Annotated in this window: 6 protein-coding genes; 1 reads left to right on the top strand and 5 read right to left on the bottom strand. The window is 62.5% G+C overall.

Features of this window, described 5'->3' with window-relative positions; translation table 11 throughout:
- Positions 1-481: 481 nt before the first annotated feature.
- Positions 482-13,378: a non-ribosomal peptide synthetase gene (locus OC445_RS10785; RefSeq protein WP_262020151.1), complete on the bottom strand. Its 12,897-nt coding sequence runs from the start codon at positions 13,376-13,378 to the stop codon at positions 482-484.
- Between the two features lie 54 nt (positions 13,379-13,432).
- Positions 13,433-14,185, bottom strand: a complete 753-nt coding sequence (locus tag OC445_RS10780; RefSeq protein WP_198790833.1) for a thioesterase II family protein — start codon at positions 14,183-14,185, stop codon at positions 13,433-13,435.
- Positions 14,186-14,486: 301 nt separating this feature from the next.
- Between OC445_RS10780 and OC445_RS10775 the strand changes: the two genes are divergently transcribed.
- Positions 14,487-15,038, top strand: a complete 552-nt coding sequence (locus OC445_RS10775; RefSeq protein ID WP_032904207.1) for an RNA polymerase factor sigma-70 — start codon at positions 14,487-14,489, stop codon at positions 15,036-15,038.
- Positions 15,039-15,152: 114 nt separating this feature from the next.
- Here OC445_RS10775 and OC445_RS10770 read toward each other — a convergent pair whose 3' ends face one another.
- From OC445_RS10770 to OC445_RS10760, 3 genes are all read right to left on the bottom strand, one after another.
- Complete coding sequence (locus OC445_RS10770; protein WP_198790834.1) at positions 15,153-16,334, bottom strand: hypothetical protein; 1,182 nt, start codon at positions 16,332-16,334, stop codon at positions 15,153-15,155.
- A gap of 139 nt (positions 16,335-16,473) precedes the next feature.
- A complete protein-coding gene (locus OC445_RS10765; protein ID WP_127881069.1) occupies positions 16,474-17,268 on the bottom strand; it encodes a substrate-binding periplasmic protein in 795 nt (264 codons plus the stop codon).
- A gap of 92 nt (positions 17,269-17,360) precedes the next feature.
- Positions 17,361-17,984, bottom strand: a complete 624-nt coding sequence (locus OC445_RS10760; protein WP_034126813.1) for a TetR/AcrR family transcriptional regulator — start codon at positions 17,982-17,984, stop codon at positions 17,361-17,363.
- Between the last annotated feature and the right edge of the window lie 147 nt (positions 17,985-18,131).

The following is an 18,131-nucleotide window of genomic DNA, read 5'->3' as shown; positions in this document are numbered from 1 at the left end:
CGAAGCGAGTCGCTCTTGATCTGCTTTTGATCTTGATCTCAGGCGCCACGTTAAACCACGCTGGCCGAACGCAGGCTTGAATTCGTGGGTAACCCGGCAGGACGCCGGGTTAGCCGCCCCGCGCCATGGATGGCGCGTGGCGGCGGCCCACGGATTCAAGCCTGCGTTCGGGCACACCGAGCCTAGGCGAGGTGCCGAGTGGTGGGGCAAGAGCGTTTTGCTTACTTTTGCGCTTTTCAAAAGTGAGCCGCTGTAAAAGCGGAACCCTAAGTGGCCGTTACCGCAGGAATGGATATGTACTCGGTATAACTGCGTCGGGTGTCAGGCCGCCATCGCAGGCAAGCCAGCTCCCACATTTGGATCGCGGTGCACCAGCTCGATCAGCGTCGGCTGCCAGGCCGTCACGGGAGCAAGCTCCCTCGCCACAGGTCCAGCTGTGTAGATGCCTATGCTGCAATGAGGCCCTGACAGACAACGAAGATCAAAGCCCCTCCAACTCCGCCATCAAATCACTCAACCGATCCACCTTCTCGGCACTGATCTCATTGCCTGCCACCCCCTCGATATACTCGGCCAACTCCGCCACGGTGCTGCACTCGAACATCGCCCGCAACGGCACATCGCGCTGCAGTGTCTTCTGCACCCGCGAGGCAATCTGCGTGGCCAGCAGCGAGTGCCCGCCCAGTTCGAAGAAGTTGTCCTGCACCCCGACCCGCTCGACCTTCAGCACCTCGGCCCAGATACCCGCCAACGTGGTTTCCAGTTCAGTGCACGGCGCCACATAGTCCTGATTGTGCAACTGGCCGATCTCCAGGGCCGGCAGGGCCTTGCGGTCGAGCTTGCCGTTGGCATTCAGGGGCAGGCGGTCAAGCCATAGCCAATGCAGTGGCACCATGTATTCCGGCAGTTCGGCACGCAGGCGTTGCTTGATGCGCTCCAACTGCTCGCTCGGGTCGAGTGTGGCATCGGCGGCCACCAGGTAGCCGACCAGATGTTTGCCATTGGCCCCCTCTTGCACACCCACCGCCGCGTCGCGCACGAGGGGTTGTTCATGCAGGCGCGCTTCGATTTCACCCAGTTCGATGCGGTAGCCGCGAATCTTCACCTGGTGGTCGATACGCCCGACATACTCCAGCACCCCATCGCTGCGACGCCGTGCCAGGTCGCCGGTACGGTAGAGGCGCTCACCAGGCGCGCCAAAGGGGTTGGGTACAAACACCTGGGCGGTGCGCAGCGGATCGCTGACATAGCCACGACCGACACCGGTGCCGGCGACGCACAACTCGCCCACCGCCCCTTGAGGCACCAGCTCTAAAGCGCCGTCCAGCAGGTACAAGCGGTTGTTGTCGGTCGGCGTACCAATCGGCAGGTAAGTGCCACGGGTCGACGCCAGATCGACGCGGAAGAACGCCACATCATCGGAGCATTCCGCCGGGCCGTAAGCATTCACCAGGCCAATCTGCGGGTAACGCAGCAGCCACTGATGGGCCAGCTCAGGTGGCATGGCCTCCCCGGTCGGCAACATCCAGCGCAGGCCCTCGAGGCTGATACGCTCCTGGGCCAGCATGCCCTGGATCAGCGACGGCACACTCTCCAGCACGGTGATGCCCTGTGCTTGAACATGGGCCAGCAACCCTTGCGGATCATGGGCGATGGTATTGGGCACAATGTCCACCCGTGCGCCAAACAGCGGCGCGGCGAGGAACTGCCACACAGAAATATCGAAGCTTTGCGACGCGGTCTGGGCAATCACATCGGCATCGCTCAGGTTCAGGTACGGCACCTTGCTCAACTGGTTATTGAGCATGCCACGCTGTTCGACCATCACGCCCTTGGGCAAGCCGGTGGAACCCGAGGTGTAGATCACGTAGGCAAGATTGTCCGGGCCGCTGTAGACACCGGGGTTTTCGCCACGGGCGGGCACTTCCTCCCACACCAGCAGTTGGCAATCAACCCCTTGCAGCAACTCGACGGCCTGCTCGCGGCACGCCTCGGTGCACACCAGCAGCGGCGTGCGGCTCATGTCGATGATGCGGCTCAGGCGCGGGCCGGGCAGCCCTGGGTCCAGCGGCAGGTAACCGGCACCGGCCTTGAAGCTGCCGATGATCATGCCGAGCAAGTCCAACCCACGTTCAGCCAGCAACGCCACCGGTTGGTCCAGGCCCACACCGGCCGCAATCAACGCGTGGCCCAGGCCGTTACTGCGGCGGTTCAGTTCGTCGTAGCTCCATTGCTGGTCCAGGCAACTGGCGGCGATGCGCTGCGGATGCTCTGCCACCTGGGCCTCGAACAGCTCGATGTAGCTCGTCTCCAGCGGATAGGCTCGCTCACTCTGGTTACAGCCCGCCACCAGGAATTCACGTTCCTGCTCGCCAATCAGCGCCAGCTCGGCCATGTCGCCATGGAAGCCCTGCACCAGCGCCAGCAACAGGCGCTTGAACTCAGCGAGCATGCCTTGCACGGTGCTTTCGTCGAAATAACGCTGGTCGTAGGACAGGTGCAAACCGAGGTCATCGCCGGGGTAGCACACCGCCGTCAGCGGGAAGTTGGTGTGGGTACGCCCGGAATCCGAGGTGGCGTTCAGGCTTTGTGCACGGTCCAGCACCGAGACTTCCACTGGCGCGTTCTCAAACACAAACAGGCTGTCGAACAGCGGCTGGCCTTTGGGCAATTCGCTGTGTTCCTGGATCGTCACCAACGGAAGGTATTCGTACTCGCGCAGTTGCATATTGCTGTCGAGCAAGGCGCTCAACCACTGGCGCACGCTGCACGTCTGGCCGTCCTCGGGCAGTTTCACCCGCAGCGCGATACTGTTGATAAACAGCCCCACGGTGCGTTGCATCTCGGGCATGTCCACCGGGCGCCCGGCCACGGTGACGCCGAACAGCACGTCGCGATCGCCACTCAAACGCCGCAGCACCAAGGCCCACGCCGCCTGGGCGAAGGTGTTGACGGTGAGCTGATGCGCCTGGGCCAGGTCGCGCAGTTGCGCACCGTCGCGGGCATCCAGGCGGGTGTAGCAGTCGCCCACCACCATGCCGCCACTGCCACCGGCGTGTTCGCGCAGGAACGGGCGGTCACTCGGGATCGGCGTGGCGCGCTCGAAGCCTTGCAAGTTTTGCTGCCACCACTGGCGCGCCTCGTTGAGGTCCTGGCGTTGCAGCCAGGCAATGTAGTCGCGATAGCGCGGCGGCGTCGCCAGTTGCGCATCGCGGCCTTCGCCCAGGGCTGTGTAGATATCGAAGAAGTCATTCATCAGCAGCGAACGGCACCAGGCATCGATCAGGATGTGGTGGTTGCTCATCATGAACCAGTAGCGCGCCTCGCCCACGCGAATCAGGCGCAAGTGGAAAGGCGCCTGGTTGAGCAGGTCAAAACCGGCTTCGCGCTCGGCCTTGAGCAAGGCTTGCAGACGCGGCTCCTGCTGATCCTGCGGGTCGGCGCTCCAGTCCAGGTACTCGATCGGCGTACTGCCGGGCTTGTGGATCACTTGCAGCATGTCTTCGCCGACGTTCCAGCAGAACGAGGCGCGCAAGGCCTCGTGGCGGGCAATCACCGCTTGCCAGGCCTGGGCAAAACGCTCCGGGTCCAGGGCGCTGTTGATGCGGTAGCGGTCCTGCATGTAATACAGGCCGGTGCCGGGCTCCAGCAGGGTGTGCAGCAGCAAGCCTTCCTGCATCGGGGTCAGCGGGTAGACGTCTTCGATGGCGCTGGCCGGGACCGGCAAGGCGTCCAGTTGCACCTGGGTCAGGCGCGCCAGGGGGAAGTCGGACGGCGTGAGGCCACCGGCATCGGCCTGCAGGCAATGGGCGATCAGGCTGTGCAATTCGCCCAGGTAGGCCTCGGCCAGATCGCGAATCACCTGCTGATCATGCCGCTCACGGCTGAACGTCCAGCGTAGCACCAGCTCGCCGCCGTAGACCTGGCTGTCGATGCTCAGTTCATTGGGCAACGGCGCATCCGGGTCATGGGCCAGGCCGGCGGATTCCTCCAGCGGGTGGAACAGCGCGTCAGTGCCAAAGCTCTGGTCGAACTGACCCAGGTAGTTGAAGGTGACCTGCGCGCTCGGCAATGCGGCCATGCTCTGCTTGCACAGGTCTTCGGCCAGGTAACGCAGTACGCCATAGCCCAAGCCTTTATGGGGCACGCCGCGCAGTTGCTCCTTGATCGCCTTGATCGAGTCGCCCTGCTCGGCCTGCGGCGTCAGACGCAACGGATAGGCACTGGTGAACCAGCCCACGCTGCGGGTCAGGTCGATGTCATCGAACAAGGTTTCGCGGCCATGGCCTTCCAGTTGGATCAGTGCCGAGGCCTGCCCGCTCCAGCGGCACAGTACGCGGGCCAGGGCGGTCAGCAACAGGTCGTTGCCCTGGGTGCGATAGGCACTCGGCGCCTGTTGCAGCAACTGCCGGGTGCGCTCGGCATCCAGGCGCACGCTGACCGTTTCGGCATCGCTATTGCGCCGTGCGCCTTGGGGACGCTGTACTGGCAAGGCCACGGTGGGGCCAGCTAGTTGCGCTTGCCACAGGCTCAACTCTTCGCGCAAGGACTCACTGTGGGCATAGGCTTGCAAGCGCGCAGCCCAATCGCGCAGCGCGCTGGTCTTGGCCGGCAGGCTGACGGACTGGCCGTCACTGAGTTGGCGATAAACGTTTTGCAGGTCTTCCAGCAGGATGCGCCACGACACGCCGTCCACCACCAGGTGATGGATGGCGATCAGCAAGCGCTGCTGACCTTGCGGCCCGTCCACCAGCAAGGCGCGCAGCAGCGGCCCCTGTGCCAGGTCGAGGCTGCGCTGGGTGTCGGTGAACAACGCCGTGCACGCCTGCATGTCGCGCACCTGCGCCTGCAGCAGCACGCCGCCTTCCGGCACGCCCATATGTTCGGCATGCCATTGCGCATCGCGCGGGGTAAAGCTCAAGCGCAGCGCGTCGTGGTGTTCCAGCACCGCCAGCAGCGCTTGCTCCAGGCGATGGGCATCGAGCAGTTGCAGTGGCTTGAGCACCAATGCCTGGTTCCAGTGCTGGCGCGCCGGGATGTCGGTGTCGAAGAACCAGTGCTGGATCGGCGTGAGGCCCGAGGGGCCGGTCAGCAATCCTTGCTCGGCGATAATGAGCTCCGAGCGAGTCGCCACGGCAGCCAGGCTCTGTACGGTCTGGTGCTGGAACAGGTCACGGGGGCTGAAATGAATGCCGGCCTGGCGCGCCCGGCTCACCACCTGGATCGACAGGATCGAGTCGCCGCCCAGTTCAAAGAAGTTATCGTCGAGGCCCACTTGCTCCACGTTCAGCACCGCGCACCAGATGGCGGCCAGGCTGTGTTCCAGCTCGCTGCGCGGCGCCACGTAGGCTTGGCGATTGGCCTCTGGGTCCGGCTCAGGCAAGGCGCGGCGGTCGAGCTTGCCGTTGGCGGTCAGCGGCATGCTCTGCAGCACGATCAGATGCGCGGGCACCATGTAGTCCGGTAGTTGCGCCTTGAGGTGCGCCTTCAACGCGTCGCGCAAGGCGGCGTGCTCGGCATCGCTGACCAGGTACGCCACCAATTGCTTGCCGCTCGGCGCATCCAGTGCCAGCACCACCGCTTCGCGCACAGCTTCATGTTCGAGCAAGCGCGTTTCGATTTCGCCCAGCTCGATGCGAAAACCGCGGATCTTCACCTGATGGTCGATGCGCCCCAGGTACTCCACCAGGCCATCGGCGCGTTGCCGTACCAAGTCGCCTGTGCGGTACAGGCGCCCGCCCTTGCCAGCAAACGGGTCTGCGACAAAGCGCTCCGCCGTCATCCCCGGCCGCTGATGATAACCCTGGGCCAGGCCGGCGCCACCGATGTACAGCTCACCGCTGGCGCCCTGGGGCACCAGCGCCAGGTCGGCGTCGAGAATGTAAGCCACGCGCTCGCCGACGATGCTGCCGATCGGCACGCTGCCAGCGCCCTCCTCCAACTGCTCGGGCGCCAGGCTGGCCAGGGGCATCACCACGGTTTCGGTGGGGCCGTAGGCGTTGAAGAACAGCTGGGGCGTAAACGCCGCACGGATGCGTTGCAGGTGTTCGCCGGTCAAGGCTTCGCCACCGGTGATGCACATGCGCACCGGCAGCGTCTGTTGCTGGGTCGCCAGCCACTGCGCCAACTGGCTGCCGTAGCTCGGGGTGAAACCGAGCACATTGATGCGATGGGTACGGATCAGCGCGCAGATTTCCTCCGCATCCCACTGGCCCTGGGCGCGCAATACCACCCGCGCCCCGCACAGCAGCGGCACCAGCAAACGCTCGGTGGCAGCATCGAAGTTGATCGAGTAAAAGTGCAGCTCGCAGTCATCCGGGCGCATATCAAAGCGCTCGATCACCGCCTGGCAATGCATGGCGATCTCACCGTGGGACACCACCACGCCTTTGGGCTTGCCCGTGGAACCCGAGGTGTAGATGAGGTACGCCTGGTGTTGCGCCAGACTCACGAACGGCAGCGCTTCGGCGGGGTAATTCGCCAGCACCGGCGAGTCATCCTCCAGGCACCAGCACGCCACCGTCGCCGGCAACTCACCCAGAGCTTCGAACAGGGCCGCATCACTGAGCAGCAGGCCGATGCCACTGTCTTCGATCATGTAATGCAGGCGGTCCAGCGGGTATTCCGGGTCCAGCGGCACATAGGCACCGCCGGCCTTGAGGATCGCCAGCAAACCGACGACCATTTCCAGCGAACGCGGCAGCGCCAGGCCCACGCGCACCTGTGGGCCCACGCCACGCTCGCGCAGCATCCAGGCCAGGCGGTTGGCGCGCTCATCCAGTTGCGCATACGAGAGGGTCAGACCGGCAAAGGTCAGCGCCGGGGCACCCGGCCGCTGGCTGGCCTGCTGGCTGAACAGTTGATGGATGCACTGGTCGAGGCGATGCTCGCCCTTCTCCACCCCCAGGCTGTCTTGCAAGGCGCGTTGTTCATCTGCGCTCAGCAACGGCAATTCGCTGAGGCGCTGACGGGGATCGGCGACCAACGCTTCGAGCAGGTTGCGCCAATGCTCGGCCATGCGCGCAATACGCGGCTCGTCGAACAGGTCGGTGCTGTAGGTCAGGCAGCAACCCAGGCGATGGTCGAGGTCGGTGACTTCCAGGTTGAGGTCGAACTTGGTCGCCCGCGCATCGTTGGCCAGGTACTCCACGGTCATGCCAGCCAGTTGGCGGCTTTGCTGGAATTCCCAGCGCTGCACGTTGCACATCACCTGGAACAACGGGTTGTACGCCGCGCTGCGCGGCGGTTGCAGGGCTTCCACCAGATGGTCGAACGGCAGGTCCTGGTGGGACTGGCCCTCGATCACGGTATGGCGCACCTGCTCGAACAACTCGCTGACCTGCATCTGCCCATTGAGCTGGCAACGCAGCACCTGGGTATTGAGGAACGCGCCAATCATGCCTTCGCTTTCCGGGCGGATACGGTTGGCCACTGGCGCGCCGATGCGCAGGTCGGTCTGGCCGCTGTAGCGGTAGAGCAACACCGCCAGGGTCGCGGTCATGGTCATGAACAGCGTGAGGCCGTGCTGGGCGTTGAAGGCACGCACGCGGGCGGCCAGCTCATCGCTCAAATCAAACCGGTACAGCTCGCCCCGATGGCTTTGCACCGGTGGCCGCGGACGGTCGCTGGGCAGTTCCAGCAATGGGTGTTCGTTGCCCAGTTGGGCGGTCCAGTAGTCCAGCTGACGCTGGCGCTCACCGGCTTCCATCCACTGGCGTTGCCATACGCTGTAGTCGAGGTACTGCACCGGCAACGCTGGCAGCGGTGAGTCGCGCTCGTCGATAAAGGCTTCATACAAGGCGCTGAGTTCACGGGCAAAGATGTCCATGGCCCAGCCTTCGGTGACGATATGGTGCAGGGTCAGCACCAGGTAATGTTCCTGCTCGCCGGCCTTGACCAGGCAGGCGCGCAACAGCGGCCCGGTTTCCAGGTTGAACGGCGTGTGCGCCTCGACATCGGCCAGTTGCTGCAAACGCTGCTGGCGCTGCGGCTCATTCAGCGCGGAGAAATCCTGCCAGTCCATGCGCACGCCGGTTTGCGCCGAGACCTTCTGACAGGCCACACCATCGACACTTGGGAAGGTGGTGCGCAGGGTTTCGTGACGCATGATCAAGGCCTGCAGGGCGGCCTCGAAACGCCCCACATCCAGTACCCCGCGCAGGCGCGCCATGCCGCCGACGTTGTAGGCCGGGCTGTCCGGTTCCATCTGCCAGAGGAACCACATGCGCTGCTGGGAATAGGACAAGGGGACCGGCTGGCTGCGGTCGACTTTGGCGATGGCAGTCTGTTGGTTGCGCTGGCCCGCCGCCTGGATCAGCCCGACCTGCTGGGCAAAATCGCCCAGCTCGCTGGCTTCGAACAGGGTGCGCAGGGGCAGTTCGACGTCACAGGCCTGGCGGGTGCGGGAGATGATTTGCGTGGCCAGCAACGAGTGCCCGCCGAGTGCGAAAAAGTCATCGCGCAGGCCGATGCGTGGCAGGCCAAGCACCTCGCGCCAGATCGCGGCGATTTGCAGTTGCAAAGGTGTGTGCGGTTCGACGTGTTCGCGGGTTTGCCATACCGGCTCTGGCAAGGCACGCCGGTCGAGCTTGCCGCTGGGGCTCAGGGGCATGGCGTCAAGGCGCATCAGCAGCGCGGGCACCATGTACTCCGGCAACTCGGCGGCCAGGGCGGTTTTGACCCTTTGCTCATCCAGTTCGGTGTCGGCGGTGTAGTAGCCGATCAACTGTGCATCACGCACCAGCACCACGGCCTGGGCAACGCCTACCTGGGCCAGCAGGCGCGCTTCGATTTCTTCCGGCTCCACCCGGAAACCCCGCAGTTTGACCTGCTGATCGAGGCGCCCGAGGTATTCGAGCACGCCATCGGCGTTCCAGCGCGCACGGTCACCGGTGCGATACAAGCGGGTACCCGCCGCGCCCAGCGGGTCGGCGACAAAACGTTCGGCCGTCAGCCCGGCACGGCCCAGGTAACCCCGCGCCAGGCCGATACCGCCGATGCACAGTTCGCCCGGCACACCGGCCGGCAAAGGGTTGAGCTGCTCGTCCAGTACGCGGCAGATCACATTGCCCAACGGCCGGCCAATCGGCGAGCGCTCGCCATCCGAGGCGGCGCACTGCCAGTGGGTGACGTTGATCGCGGTTTCGGTCGGGCCATAGCGGTTGTGCAACTGCACCGCTGGCAAGCGCGCCAGTACGCGGTTACGCAGTTCGGCGGGCAAGGCTTCGCCGCCGGAGAACAGGCGACGCAGGCTGGTGCATTCGGCCACCAGCGGCTCGTCGATAAACAGCTGCAACAGCGGCGGCACGAAGTGCAGCGTGGTCACCCCATGTTCCTGCACAAGCTGCGCGATGCGGTGCGGGTCGCGATGTTCGCCCGGCCCGGCCAATACCAGGCGGCAGCCGGCAATCAATGGCCAGAAGCATTCCCACACCGACACGTCGAAACTGATCGGCGCCTTTTGCATCAGCACATCGGTTTCGTTCAGTTGATAGGTGGCCTGCATCCACTGCAAACGCTCGGCCAGGGCGCCGTGGGTGTTGCCCACGCCTTTGGGTTGGCCGGTGGAACCGGAGGTGTAGATCACGTAGGCGAGGTTATCGCCATGCAGGTGCAAGCCTGGCGCCTGGGTCGGCCAGCTGTCGAGGTGCAGGCTGTCCATGGCAATCACGCACACGCCTTCGGCGCTGGGCAGTTGGGGCAGCAACGCGGTCTGGGTGAGCAGCAGTTGCACGCCGCTGTCCTTGAGCATGTAGGCCAGGCGTTCGGCGGGGTAATCCGGGTCCAGCGGCACGTAGGCGCCACCGGCCTTGATGATGGCGAGCAGGCCGATCAGCAGTTGCGGCGAACGCTCGGCGGCGATGGCCACGCACACGTCCGGGCCGACGCCTTTGTCGCGCAGGTAATGGGCCAGGCGGTTGGCCTGGGTGTGCAATTGGGCGAATGTCAGGCTGCCGTCCTGCCAGACCAATGCGGTGGCGTCCGACGTCTGTTGGTTGAGCAGCTCGGGCAGCCAGTGCCGGGCCGGCGCGCAGGGGGCCTCGCTCCAGGGTTGCTGCTCGTCAGCCTGCATCAACGGCAGATCGCCGATGGCGTGTTGTGGTTGCGCGCACACAGCGTGAAGTAGATGGATGAAGTGCTCGGCCAGACGCTGGATGGTCGCGCAATCGAACAGCTCGTCGGCGTAGTCGAACGACAGGCTCAAGCGCCCATTGCGGTCTTCTTCGCTGTGCAGTTGCAGGTCGAACTTGGCTTCGCGGCTGTGCCAGGGCAACTCATCGGCCAGCAGGCCCGGCAGGCGGCGCAAGGCACTGAGGTCGCGCTGCTGGTGGTTGAACATGACCTGGAACAGGCCCTGCTCGCGGGCCTGGGGGAAGGCTTCCAGCAGTTGTTCGAAGGGCAGGTCCTGATGGGCCTGGGCGGCCAGTGTGGTCTCGCGGGTGGCGGCCAACAGTTGGTTGAACGGCAGGCGCCCGTCCAGCTCGGCGCGCAGCACCAGGGTGTTGATAAAGAAGCCGATCAGGCCCTGGGTTTCATGGCGTGGGCGGTTGGCATTGGGCACGCCGATACGGATGTCGCGCTGGCCGCTGTAGCGATAGAGCAAGGTCTGGAACGTCGCCAGCAGCAGCATGAACGGTGTTGAGTCATGGGCCTGGGCGGTCTGGCGGATCGCCGCACTGAGGCGCGCATCCAGGCGCTGGCTATGGCGCGAGGCGCTGTGCCGATGCTGGGCGGCACGCGGGTGATCGGTGGCCAGGTTCAGGGCCGGATGCTCGTCACCCAACTGCGCTTTCCAGTACGTCAGCTGTCGCTGGCCCTCGCCTTCGGCCAGCCATTGGCGCTGCCAACTGCCGTAGTCGGCGTATTGCAATGCCAGCGGCGGCAGCTCCAGGGACTGGCCTTGGGCGGCAGCGGCGTACAGGCGCGAGAACTCGTCGATCAGGATATTCAGCGACCAACCGTCAGCAATGATGTGGTGCAGCGTCACCAGCAGTTGGTGCTCTTCATCGCCCAGGCGCACCAGGGTAACCCGAAGCAACGGGCCTTTTTCCAGGTCGAACGGGCTGCGCGCCTGGTCTTCGCGAACCTCTTGCGCACGGGCTTCGCGCTCGGTGTTGGGCAGGTCACTGAGGTCGATGATCGGCAGTTCGAAATCCGCCGTAGCCTCGACACGCTGGAACGCCTGGCCGTCGCGCTCGCAGAAGCGCGTGCGCAGGGCTTCGTGACGCTGGATCAGTTGCTGGAAGCTGTGGCGCAGTGCGTCTTCATCCAGCTCGCCGCGCAGGTGCAAGGCGCCGGGAATGGTGTAGGCACTGCTGTGAGGGTCCAATTGCCAGGTGATCCACAGGCGGTTTTGTGCCAGGGATTGGGGCAGGTCTTCTTGACGTGACAGCACGTGGATTGCGCCTTGGGCCACGCCGCCATCCTGTTGCAGTTGCGCGACGGCCGTGGCGAAGGCGGCGAGGGTCGGCGCTTCGAACAGCAGGCGCAGGCTCAGTTCCAGCCCCAGGCTTTCGCGCAGGCGGGCGACCACTTGGGTCGCGGTGATGGAGTTGCCCCCCAGCAGGAAAAAGTGATCGTCGCCCGCCACATGAGCCAGTTGCAGTTGTTCGCACCAGATCGCCGCGATCTGCCGTTGCAGGTCCGATTCCAGCGCCACTTCGCTCGCCTGCCCCGGCTGCCCGGGGAACTGCGCGTAGCTGTCGAGGCTGCCATCGGCATGCCGAATCGCACAGGCCGCACGCTGCACTTTGCCGCTGGAGGTCTTCGGCAAAGCGCCTGGGTTGAGCAGCACCACCACGCTCGGAGCTTGCTGGCAGGCCTCGGCCACGGCTTGGCGGATCGCTTTGATCAGCGCTTCGGGCGGCAGGATTTTCTGCACGCTGCGGCTGATTTCCGCGGCGATGCCGATGCCTTCCAGGCCCTGGTCATTGACCGCAAACGCGGCGACCCGACCCTTGCGCACCACTTCCACTTCGCGCTCGATGGTCTGTTCGATGTCCTGGGGGTAAAGGTTGTGGCCGCGCACGATCAGCAGGTCTTTCAGGCGCCCGGTGATGTACACCTCACCGTCGCGGATAAAACCCAGGTCACCGGTGCGCAACCAGGTGCGGCCAGCATGCTGAACGAAGGTCTTGGCGCTGGCTTGCGGGTTGCGCCAGTAGCCGTGGGCGATGCTCGGGCCCGTGGCCCAGAGTTCGCCGACGCACTGGTCGGGCAGCTCGGTGAGGGTGTGCGGGTCGGCGATCAGCACGGCGTGGTTCGGCTGGCTGGTGCCGCAACTCATGATCGCAGGGCCCTGCCCCGGTTCGGCACGGTTGGCGGCCAGCGCCTGTTCGTCCAGGCGCAGGGCGGGAATGCCACGGCCACGGGTACCTCCGGCGACAAACAGGGTGGCTTCGGCCAGACCGTAGGAGGCGAAGAAATTATTCGGGGTGAAACCACAGGCCGCGAATTTTTCCGCAAAGCGTTCCAGGGTGTCGAGGCGGATCGGCTCGGAACCCGAATAGGCGACGCGCCAGCGGCTCAAATCCAGGCGCTCCAGGGCCGACTCACTGACTCGTTCGCTGCACAGGCGGTAGGCGAAGTCCGGGCCACCGCTGATGGTGCCGCCGTATTCGCTGATCGCCTCCAGCCAGCGCAAAGGTCGGCCAAGGAAGTAGGCCGGCGACATCAACACGCAGGGCACGCCGCTGAAGATCGGTTGCAGCAGGCCGCCGATCAGGCCCATGTCGTGGTACAGCGGCAACCAACTGACGATCACGTCATCGGGGTTGAGGTCGATGCCAAAACCACGGCGGATCAGCACTTCGTTGGCCACCAGGTTGCCGTGGCTGACTTGCACGCCCTTGGGCAATGCGGTGGAGCCGGAGGTGTATTGCAGGAACGCGATGTCGTCCGCCTTGAGGTCGGGCTCGACCCACTGGTCGGCCTGCTGCGCCTCCAGGGTGTCGACGCTCAACACCTTGGGCGCGTTTTCAATCTGCGCCAGGCCCTCGCTGAGGCTGGCAATGGTCAACAGCAGCCGCGGCTCAGCATCGCTGATGATCGACAGCAGGCGCTCCTGGTGATGACGACGCGTGGATTCCGGTGGATACGCCGGCACCGCGATCACCCCGGCGTACAGGCAACCAAAGAACGCCGCCACATAGTCCGGGCCGCTCGGGAACAGCAACACCGCACGCTCGCCCAGGCCAGCGTTGGCTTGCAAGGCAGCGGCGATGGTGCGGGCGCGTTGGTCGAGGTCGCGATAACTGAGCACCACACTGTGCTCGGCACTCTCGGCGAGGAAGCGCAACGCCACCTGGTCCGGCGTCTGCGCAGCACGCTGTTGAAGGGACTGGACCAGGGTGCGGGGGAGTTCGAAGGCGTCCATCATGGGGTTCCTGCCTGAAATCGGCTTACGGGAAATTCGGGAAGAAGTCGGTGGGGTTCAGCCGGCGACGAGCTGCCGCGTCGCACCAATGCGCCAGCGCGCCAAGTGCTCGTCGGCATAGCGACGCACACAGCGCAGCACGGCGCTTTCGTGCTGCACGAGGAAGAAGTGATGGCCGTCAAACATGTCCAGGGAAAACCCACTGGAGGCGTCGAGTTGCCAGTCGAGCAACTGGTCGGCACGCACGCTGTCTTGCTTGCCACCAAACACATGAATCGGCAGCGCCAGGGGCTGGCGCTCGCCATAGATGAAACTGCCGCACAGCAGAAAATCGGCGCGCAGGATCGGCAACATTAGTTGCATCAGCTCGGGGTTGGCCAGGGCTTCTTCGGCGGTGCCCTGCAATTCGCGCAGTCGGGCAATCAGTTGGGCATCGGTCTTTTCGACGGCGTACTCGCTCACATCACGACGCGCCGGGCCCGCCGTGCCGGACGCGAACAACGCCAGGGGCGCGGGCAGATTGCGCGCGTTCAGAGCGTGAGCCAATTCAAACGCCAACAACCCGCCAAGGCTGTGGCCGAACAAGGCATAGGGGCCATCGAGATCACGGCTGATTTCTTCAGCAAGCTGCGCGGCCAAGGCCTTGATATCGCGCTGCAATGGCTCGTCCATGCGCATGCCGCGTCCCGGCAATTCCAGCGGGCACACTTGCAGCCAGTCCGGCAGGACCCGGCGCCAGCGAGCGTAGACCGAGGCGCTGGCGCCTGAGTGGGGCAGGCAAAACAGGCGCAGCCGCAGGGACGTACTCATCCCGCGAGGACTCCGAACTGAAACACGCTGAATGCACGATAAAAACCCATCTGGTCCTCCTGCGGGTGCTGATCCTTGGCCGTTGTACTAACGAACCTGTCACCCATGAGAACGGACGGAGCCTTCAAATAATTAGTCGCCGGGGGCGAGCGAGACGTGGTTCACACCTTTGCCCAAGGCATAAGATTAGTTCGCCTTCTCATTTGACAATCATTATCATTAAGCATAATTTGTTGCCCGATATGTAGGAGGCCTCAGCAGGGATGCCCTCCCCTAACCTATTCGCAGCAAGGTGATTTCCATGACGGAACAAGTATCCACAGGCAGGTGCGATTCACCCCTTCTCCAGGCGTTCGTCGACAATCGACTGATTTTGGTGAAGATCGCGGCCCGTATCACCGGGTGCCGCTCCCGCGCCGAAGACGTGGTGCAGGACGCCTACTTCCGGCTGCAGTCGGCGCCGACCATCACCTCATCGTTCAAGGCCCAACTGAGTTATCTGTTTCAGATCGTGCGCAACCTGGCGATCGATCATTACCGCAAGCAGGCCCTGGAGCTCAAATACTCCGGGACCGAGGAGGAAGGCTTGAATGTGGTTATTCACGGCGCTTCACCGGAAACCTCGCACATCAATTTCAACACCCTGGAAAACATCGCCGACGCCCTGACGCAACTGCCCCAGCGCACCCGCTACGCGTTCGAGATGTACCGCTTGCATGGCGTGCCGCAAAAAGACATCGCCAAGGAGCTTGGGGTGTCTCCGACCTTGGTGAACTTCATGATTCGCGATGCGCTGGTGCATTGCCGCAAGGTGTCGGGCAGTCATAGTGATACGTTTGCGCGGCGGGTTTGAATCACGCCGCCGCACTTACGGACAAGCGAACAATCCCTTGATGTGCTTTCAATAGGAACAGGCAGTACTGCACACACATGGCAGGCTGCCTGTTTTTTAACCGACCGCGATATATCAAACCGACATCACCAGTATTTGCCGGAGGTTGAAATCATTTCCCCATCCCGTCGCTACATGACTATGAATCTGAAGCGTCATGACCGCAGATGAGGCCGTGAATTCAAGTTTGAACTCTTCTTGTGTGCGATTGGGAAACGGGACGACGGGGGTCTTTTGATCGGCATCAGCACTCAGCGACAACTCTGGTACCGCATAAGCGCTATTGGCCCGTTGAACAAAGACAGAGAATGAATACGCCTGCCCCACCACCAGCCGTGAAAAGGTTTTCTCAAGCAATACGCCATCTGAATTATGGGTGTAACTGTAAAAGTGCCCATACCAATCATCACCATTACGCTGGATGATCAAGTCGCGAGGGTCTTTAATTGCCGAACCTTTTTCCCAACCGTTCAAGTTTTCAAATTCAAAATCGGTTCCATCGTAGAAAGCATAACGCGTTGACTGCCTAATACCTTTTGTGACTACCCGCAACTCTTGAACCGGTTCAAGTTCTAGCGATGGAACCCTGTCATATTTGACCAAAAAACGCACATCAATGGATGACCAATTTGCCAATTTATTCAGAAAATAACGTGTAATCTGAAATTGAAAGCCATTCATGACTTCGTACGGTCTCACCTCATAAAGGTTCATCACCTCAAGCGAAGCAGGTTCGCCATGCTCGTCCGTACCCTCTACACGACATGATACGAGCTGACCGGCTGCAATAAAGGGGTAAGGATCCAGCGTCGCATTTGCATTGCCCGGGAATGTCGCCAAATCCAGATTCTCCCCCGTTCCCGCTTCAATTAGATAGACACCCGGCACGTCCACATCACTGGGGGACAATGGCATGATGGTCAGGTCAAGCTCCAGCGATTGACCCAAAAACATTTCACCCATCTGTACGGTATAAAAAATGTGCGTCGTATAACCAATACATAGGCCAATAACAGACGGGGGAATGAAGAACTCCAAACGCCCCGAATGATTACCCTGTTGAGGAGCAATCACCGGATTGGCCTCTGCCAGGGGGGCCTTGAAGTAAACCGTATACGTCTCACTCGGTAACATACCGTCCAATTCAATGACAACTTTTGCTCCACCTCTTACCAGCAACGGATTCAAGGTTGGTCCTTGAGCATACTCAACGGAGGGCACTGGATATTCGATTTGCGGGTTGGATATATTGGCCATGATAAAACTCCCTATGTTGAAACTCGCGAGGTACGAACTTCAAGTCAAGGAGTGAACAACGCATACAACCAGACAGCTACTGTCAGAACTGACAGTTTTATTGATTAGCCGACAAATGGTATTCAAGTAAAAACCGACTCTATTGCCCGGGCACCGCCGTCACATCAATTCGATACGGCTCGAAAATCTTCAACATCTGGCCATTATCACGCAGCCTCTTGAGCAACCCGGCAAACGCCGGCCCGGTGATCGGGGCCTTGGGCCGTAGAAGCGCGTAATGGTGATACACCTGGTCAATACGCTCCGACACCAAAAACTGCCCCGCCATGTCTGCGTTGCGCACCATGAAATCACTCAGGTACGAACGGGTAACCAGTGCAATATCCGCACGCCCACGAGCAACCATCAGCAAATTACTGTCATGGGAATAGGTCAACGTCGCGTTGAAACGCTCGGCCATGTTCTTGGGATCGGGATTGAAGTCGGCAAAGGCATAGTGATACCCGCTGAATACCGCCAGGCGCTTACCGGAGAGGTCGGCGAAGTAGCTCTGGTCGCGCCCGGGTTGACGCTGGGCAACGAATATTTCCGCATCTTCCAGCCCCATATCAACACTGGTATGGGCAATATTCTGCCAACCCCAGGACGGGTTTTCGAAGATGGCCATGTCGACCCGGCCTTGCTCGAAGTCACGAAAACGCCGGGGGATTGAGGTAGGCACCACCACGAACTGGTAATCGGTTTGCGCAGCGTTCAACGCCTCGACCAATTGCGGCAGCAACCCGGTGTCGGCGCCTTGTTCAGGGCGTACGGTGTAGGGCGGAAAATGCGCCGCGCCGATTCTCACCAACTGCGCGGCACCGGCCTGCGTCCACGCGGCGGTGCCCAGTGCCCATAAAGTAAGTCCTGCAGCCAGCCGCCATGGCGAAAACATCGAGGCACGCACCGTTGAAGAGTTCAATGCCGATAAGCTAGGCGTTTTTGCTGGGGGAGACAACTTTCGCCAGCAAATTAATAACTTGCGCCTCAGTCCGACTTCAGCACCATCAACAAAGCCTCTTCGGCCAACTCTTCAAGGGTCAGGCTGCCTTGGGCGCGAAACCAGGTGGTGGTCCAGGACAAGGCGCCAGTGAGGAAGCGCCGGGTGATAAACACATCGCCCCGGATGTAGCCAGCGGCCTTGGCCTCGCCCAGTACCTGCAACCAGATCTGCTCATACACGTCACGGAGGGCCAGCACGTGCGCCTGGCCTTCGGCCGACAGCGAGCGCCATTCGTAGACCAGCACCGCCATGGCCTCGCCACTGCCACCCATGATCGACTGCAACTCGCAGCGGATCAGCGCCAGCACGCGTTCGCGCACCGTGCTCGCCTCTTCCAGTGAAGCGCGCATCATCGCGGTGTTGTAATGGATGGTTTCCTCCATCACCGCACGCAATATCTCATCCTTGCTCTTGAAGTGATGAAAGATGCTGCCGGACTGGATGCCCACGGCGCTGGCCAGATCTCGCACAGTGGTGCGCTCGAACCCCTTGTTGCGAAACAGATGAGCTGCGGTTTGCAGCAACTTGCCGCGGGCGCTCTCGGGGTCCGTCAATTGGCCACCATCGACCATGGTGCGCATCACCCCCAGGGCTTTGTGCTCATCCATGCTGCTCTCCTTCACGTCTACTGTCGTCTTGGCCGGCAATTTAGGCCGTGACTGCCACCCAAGCAAGCGCTTGGGTAAAACTTGTGACTGGAGTTTACAAACCAAGCGCTTGCTTGGTAGTCTCGGCACCAGCCCTTGGAGGAAGGA

This window comes from Pseudomonas sp. Pse35 (assembly GCF_024519715.1).
Lineage (GTDB): Bacteria > Pseudomonadota > Gammaproteobacteria > Pseudomonadales > Pseudomonadaceae > Aquipseudomonas > Aquipseudomonas paracarnis.
Note: the sequence above shows the minus strand (reverse complement) of the source record. Positions and strands in the feature narration are given on the sequence as shown.